Here is a 6,049-nt window from a genome sequence, read left to right on the forward strand (position 1 = left end):
GTCGTGCCAGTGGCAGTCCGATCCGCAGTGGCGCGCGCGCTTCGTCGCCCAGCCCACGCGCATGCTGATCACCCAGGGCTTCATCGCCCGGCATGAGGACGGCGGCACCGCCATCCTCGGCCGCGGCGGCTCGGATACCTCGGCCGCCTACTTCGGCGCGCTGCTCGGCGCCAGCCGGGTCGAGATCTGGACCGACGTGCCGGGCATGTTCAGCGCCAATCCGCGCGAGGTGCCGGACGCGCGCCTGCTGACCCGCCTGGACTACTACGAGGCGCAGGAAATCGCCACCACCGGCGCCAAGGTGCTGCACCCGCGCTCGATCAAGCCGTGCCGCGACGGCGGCGTGCCGATGGCGATCCTGGACACCGAGCGCCCGGAGCTGCCCGGCACCAGCATCGACGGCAACGCCCGCACCGTGCCCGGGGTCAAGGCGATCAGCCGCCGCAACGGCATCGTGCTGGTGTCGATGGAAGGCATCGGCATGTGGCAGCAGGTCGGCTTCCTGGCCGACGTGTTCGCGCTGTTCAAGAAGCATGGGCTGTCGGTGGACCTGATCGGCTCGGCCGAGACCAACGTCACCGTGTCGCTGGACCCGAGCGAGAACCTGGTCAACACCGACGTGCTGGCCGCGCTGTCGGCCGACCTAGCGGAGATCTGCCGGGTCAAGATCATCGTGCCGTGCGCCGCGATCACCCTGGTCGGGCGCGGCATGCGCTCGCTGCTGCACAAGCTCTCGGACGTGTGGGCCACGTTCGGCAAGGAGCGCGTGCACATGATCTCGCAGTCGTCCAACGACCTGAACCTGACCTTCGTCATCGACGAGACCGACGCCGACGGATTGCTGCCGATCCTGCACGCCGAGCTGATCGACAGCGGCGCGATGCCGGTGGAAGAAACCGAGGTGTTCGGCCCGCGCTGGCGCGAGATCGCCGGCACGGTGAGGCCGCGGCCGGTGCCGTGGTGGCAGGGTGAGCGCGCGCATCTGCTGCGCCTGGCCGAGGCAGGCACGCCGCGCTACATCTACCACCTGCCGACCCTGCGCGAACGCGCGCGTGCGCTCAAGACGATCGCCGCGGTGGATCAGCGCTACTACGCGATCAAGGCCAACGCGCATCCGGCGATCCTGCAGACCCTGGTCGAGGAGGGTTTTGGCCTGGAGTGCGTGTCGCACGGCGAGCTGCGCCGGGTGTTCGAGATCGTGCCGGAGCTGTCGCCGCGCCGCGTGCTGTTCACCCCCAGCTTCGCGCCCCGCGCCGAGTACGAAGCCGCGTTCGCGCTGGGCGTGACCGTCACCGTGGACAACGTCGAGGCGCTGCAGCGCTGGCCGGAGCTGTTCCGCGGCCGCAGCCTGTGGCTGCGCATCGACCTGGGCCATGGCGACGGCCACCACGAGAAGGTCAACACTGGCGGCAAGGCCTCCAAGTTCGGTCTGTCGGCGACCCGCGTCGACGAGTTCGTCGAGGCCGCGCGCGCGCTGGACATCCGCATCGTCGGCCTGCACGCGCACCTGGGCAGCGGCGTGGAGACGGCGCAGCACTGGCGGCGCATGTGCGACGAGCTGGCCGGCTTCGCCCGGCGCATCGGCAGCGTCGAGGTCATCGACATCGGTGGCGGCCTGCCGATCCCGTACAGCGCCGACGACGAACCGTTCGACCTGGAGACCTTCGCCCAGGGCCTGGCCGAGGCCAAGGCCGTGCATCCGGCGTTCCGCCTGGCGATCGAACCGGGCCGCTACCTGGTCGCCGAGTGCGGCGTGCTGCTGGCCCGCGCCACCCAGGTGATCGAGAAGGACGGCATCCGCCGGGTCGGGCTGAACGCCGGCATGAACACCTTGATCCGCCCGGCGCTGTACGACGCCTGGCACGACGTGGCGAACCTGAGCCGCCTGGAGCAGCCGGCCGAGACCGTGTTCGACGTGGTCGGGCCGATCTGCGAATCCAGCGACGTGTTCGGCAAGCGCCGGCGCCTGCCGGCGGGCACCGCGCCCGACGACGTGATGTTGATCGCCGACACCGGCGCCTACGGCTACAGCATGGCCAGCACCTACAACCAGCGCGAGTTGCCCCGCGAGGAGGCGATCGATGGGCACGCAGACTGAATTCGTCGCGGGCAGCGCCGCGGCCGGCGCGCTTGCGATGGTGGCTGCCACCGCGGTGGATCAGTCGGGTACGTCGCTGCCGTGGACCGACAGCCTGAAGTGGGCGTTGCCGGCGTTGGCCGCCGCTGCCATCGGCGCATGGCTGGCGGTGCGCTGGCAGCGCCGCGGGCCCGCGGCGAGCACCGGCGCGCTGGCCCTGCGCACCTCGCTCCTGGCCGCGTTGGCCTACCTGCCGGCGCTGGCGCTGTATGTGCTGGTCGCCGTGCTGGCCTCCGCCGCGTCGGTGCCGGCCGGACAGCACTGGCAACTGCTGCTGATGGCCTTCGTGTTCGGCTGCCTGCCGCTGCTGTGGGCCGCCTTGCCGTTTTCGATGCTCGAATTTCTTCTGTGCCGCCGCTATCTGCGGCACACCCGTGTGCTTGCAGGACGTCCATGACCGCTTTCGACAAACAGCAGATCGCCACCTTCCGCTTCGTGCGCTGCGGCTTCGACGCCGACAGCGGCGTGGCGCGCCTGGTCTATGCGTTCGACGACGGCCCGGAGCTGGTGGAAACCATCACCGTGCCCGGCGCGCCGTTCGCGCTCGACCCGGCGCGCGCGCAGGCGGCGCAGCGCGCCCTGCGCCTGCTGCACCTGATCGCCGGCGTCAGCTACTACAAGGCGGCGGTGCCGCCGCGCATCGTCATCGACGACTACGCCATCGATGCGGAGACCGCCGCGCTGCTGGACAGCGTGTACCTGCATGGCCTGGGGGAGTTCGCCTATCGCAATGGCCTCGACCTGCGTGGGCGCATCCGCTTCCCGGCCGCGGAGGCCGACGCCACCGATGCCGCGGCGCTGGGGCTGCGCGACCAGGCGCTGGTGGCGATCGGCGGCGGCAAGGATTCGCTGGTCAGCATCGAGGCGTTGCGCGCGGCCGGCGTGGCGCAGACGGTGACCTGGATCGGCGGCTCGCAGTTGATCCGCGCCTGCGCCGAGCGCACCGGGCTGCCGACCTTGAACATCGGTCGCACGCTGGCGCCGGAACTGTTCGAGCTGAACCGTCAGGGCGCGTGGAACGGCCACATCCCGGTGACCGCAGTGAACTCGGCGATCCTGGTGTTTGCCGCGGTGCTGCACGACGCCGGCCAGGTGGTGTTCTCCAACGAACATTCGGCCAGCTACGGCAGCCAGATCGCCGGCACCGGCGAGGTCAACCACCAGTGGTCCAAGGGCTGGGCTTTCGAGCAGGCGTTCGGTACGCAGGTGCAGCGCTACGTGGCCGCGGACCTGCGCTACTACTCGCTGCTGCGGCCGTTGTCGGAACTGGCGGTGGCGCGACAGTTCGCCAAGACCGACCATTACGACGCGCATTTCTCCAGCTGCAACCGCAATTTCCACATCCTCGGCGAGCGCCCGGCGCACCGCTGGTGCGGGGTCTGCCCGAAGTGCCATTTCGTGTTCCTGGCGCTGGCGCCGTTCATGCCCAAGACGCGGCTGGTGCGGATCTTCGGCCGCAACCTGCTCGACGACGCCGGCCAGGCCGGCGGTTTCGACGCGCTGCTGGAGTTCCAGGACCACAAGCCGTTCGAGTGCGTCGGCGAAGGCCGCGAGTCGCGCGCGGCGATGGCGGCGCTGGCGGCGCGCGCGGAATGGAAGGAGGACGCGCTGGTGGCGCGTTTCATCCGCGAGATCCAGCCGCAGCTCGACCCTGCCGACCTGCGCGTGGAGCCGCTGCTGGAACTGGACGCGCAGCACCGCATCCCGGCCGACCTGTGGGAACGCGTGCGTGCGAATTTCGCAGCTTGAGTCGCAGCGCGTCGCGCTGTGGGGTTGGGGTCGGGAAGGTCGCGCGGCCTACCGCGCGCTGCGCAATAGCCGGGGCCCGGGGCCCGGGACCCGGGACCCGGCGTCCACGCCGCTGACCCTGTTCTGCACGACGGCCGAAGCCGAGGAGGTCGCAACGCTTGGCGATCCGGCGCTGCACGTCGAGACCGAGGCCACCGCCGAGCGCCTGGCCGCGTTCGATGTGGTGATCAAGTCGCCCGGGATCAGTCCTTACCGGCCCGAGGCACAGGCCGCCGCGGCGCGCGGCACGCGCTTCATCGGTGGCACCGCCCTGTGGTTCGCCGAACACGCGGGTGCCGACGGGGTGGTGCCCGGCAGCGTCTGCGTCACCGGCACCAAGGGCAAGAGCACCACCACCGCGCTGCTGGCGCACCTGCTGCGCGCCGGCGGCCACCGCACCGGCCTGGTCGGCAACATCGGCGTGCCGCTGCTGGAGGTGCTGGCGCCGATGCCGCCGCCGCAGTACTGGGCGATCGAACTGTCCAGTTACCAGACCGGCGATGTCGCCCGCAGCGGCGCGCGGCCGCAGCTGGCGCTGGTGCTGAACCTGTTCCCCGAGCATCTGGATTGGCACGGCAGCCAGGCGCGCTACATCGCCGACAAGCTCGAGCTGGTCACCCATGCGCGGCCGCGCATCGCCCTGCTCAACGCCGCCGATCCGCAACTGGCCGCCCTGCAGCTGCCCGACAGCGAGGTGCGCTGGTTCAATCGCGAGGACGGCTGGCACATGCGCGGCGAGGTGGTCTACCGCGGCGACAGCGCGGTGTACGACAGCGCGCAGGCGCCGCTGCCGGGCCGGCACAACCGCGGCAACCTGTGCGCGGTGCTGGCCGCGGTGGAGGCGCTGGGCCTGGATGCGGCGGCGTTGGCGCCGGCGGCCGATCGCTTCCGGCCGCTACCGAACCGGCTGCAGACCCTGGGCATGCGCGATGGCGTGACCTATGTGAACGACTCGATCAGCACCACGCCGCATGCCAGCCTCGCGGCGCTGGAGTGCTTCCGCGGGCGGCGCATCGCGCTGCTGGTCGGCGGTCACGACCGCGGCCTGGACTGGCAGGACTTCGCCGCGCACATGCGCGATGGCGAGGCACCGCTGGAGATCGTCACCCTGGGCGCCAACGGCCCGCGCATCCATGCGCTGCTGGCGCCGCTGGCCGCCGCCACCGGCTTCAGCCTGCATGCCGCGGCCGACCTGGCGGAAGCGGTGGCGCTGGCGCGCGCGGCGCTGGGCGAGCAGGGCGGCGTGGTGCTGCTGTCGCCCGGTGCGCCCAGCTTCGGCGCCTACCGCGACTACGTGGCGCGCGGCCGCCATTTCGCCGCGCTGGCCGGGTTCGACCCGGATGCGATCAGCGCCATTCCGGGGCTGGGCATCGCCTGAGCCTCGGCGCGGCGTCGGCGCACGCGGTCGCTGATGTCGCTGTCCGTCATGGGGGCGGCGGAAAGAGCATGCCCGGAAGCATTCGCCGGGCCGCCATGCGACGGCGCTGTGCGCCTTGTCCCATCGCCATCGCCGGCCGCCGTCGCCCTCACCTCGACGTGCATGGCACGTTCTAGACTGCCGCCTGGTTCCCACGGGAGAAGGGCGATGCGCATACGATCGATGCTGCGGTGGACCGGTCTGCTCGGGCTGGCCTTGGTGCTGCCGCTGCCGGCCTGGGCGGCGATGCAGGTCAAGCCGGTGGAGTGGCAGGTCGGCAAGGACACCTTCAGCGGCGTGCTGGTCTACGACGATGCCGACCACGACACGCGCCCCGGCCTGGTGATGGTGCCGAACTGGCGCGGCGTCAACGACTCCGCGGTGGAGAAGGCCAAGCGCCTGGCCGGCGACGACTACGTGGTGCTCGTGGCCGACGTCTACGGCAAGGGCAAGCGACCGGCCAACGATACCGAGGCCGGGCAGTTCGCCGGCGCGTTGAAGAAGGATCCGGCCACGCTGCGCGCGCGGGCGTTGGCGGCGGTGGCGGCGCTGAAGGCGCAGGCCGGCAAGGCGCCGCTGGATCCGGCCCGGATCGGCGCGGTCGGCTTCTGCTTCGGCGGCACCACGGTGCTGGAACTGGTCCGCGCCGGTGCGCCGCTCGCCGGCGTGGTCAGCCTGCACGGTGGCCTGGCTACGGCGGCCCCCGC

The 6,049-nt window shown here is 71.5% G+C and carries 5 protein-coding genes; all 5 read left to right on the top strand.

Going from position 1 to position 6,049, the window contains the following annotated elements; all coding sequences use genetic code 11:
• Positions 1-2,098 (top strand): bifunctional aspartate kinase/diaminopimelate decarboxylase (locus D588_RS0113910; protein WP_017916413.1); only part of this gene is annotated, 2,098 nt, incomplete at its 5' end.
• The gene (locus D588_RS0113915; protein ID WP_017913934.1) at positions 2,082-2,534 is read left to right on the top strand and encodes a hypothetical protein; all 453 of its coding nucleotides are present in this window, start codon (positions 2,082-2,084) and stop codon (positions 2,532-2,534) included. The genes D588_RS0113910 and D588_RS0113915, both read left to right, overlap by 17 nt.
• Positions 2,531-3,886: a UDP-N-acetyl-alpha-D-muramoyl-L-alanyl-L-glutamate epimerase gene (murL, locus tag D588_RS0113920; protein ID WP_017916414.1), complete on the top strand. Its 1,356-nt coding sequence runs from the start codon at positions 2,531-2,533 to the stop codon at positions 3,884-3,886. Before D588_RS0113915 ends, murL begins: the two co-directional genes overlap by 4 nt.
• Positions 3,867-5,303: a UDP-N-acetylmuramoyl-L-alanine--D-glutamate ligase gene (murD, locus tag D588_RS0113925; RefSeq protein ID WP_017916415.1), complete on the top strand. Its 1,437-nt coding sequence runs from the start codon at positions 3,867-3,869 to the stop codon at positions 5,301-5,303. Before murL ends, murD begins: the two co-directional genes overlap by 20 nt.
• 207 nt (positions 5,304-5,510) lie before the next feature.
• The coding region (locus D588_RS0113930; protein WP_026143710.1) for a dienelactone hydrolase family protein at positions 5,511-6,049 on the top strand (539 nt) is incomplete at its 3' end.

This window comes from Xanthomonas sp. SHU 308, from assembly GCF_000364645.1.
Classification (GTDB): Bacteria; Pseudomonadota; Gammaproteobacteria; order Xanthomonadales; family Xanthomonadaceae; genus Xanthomonas_A; species Xanthomonas_A sontii.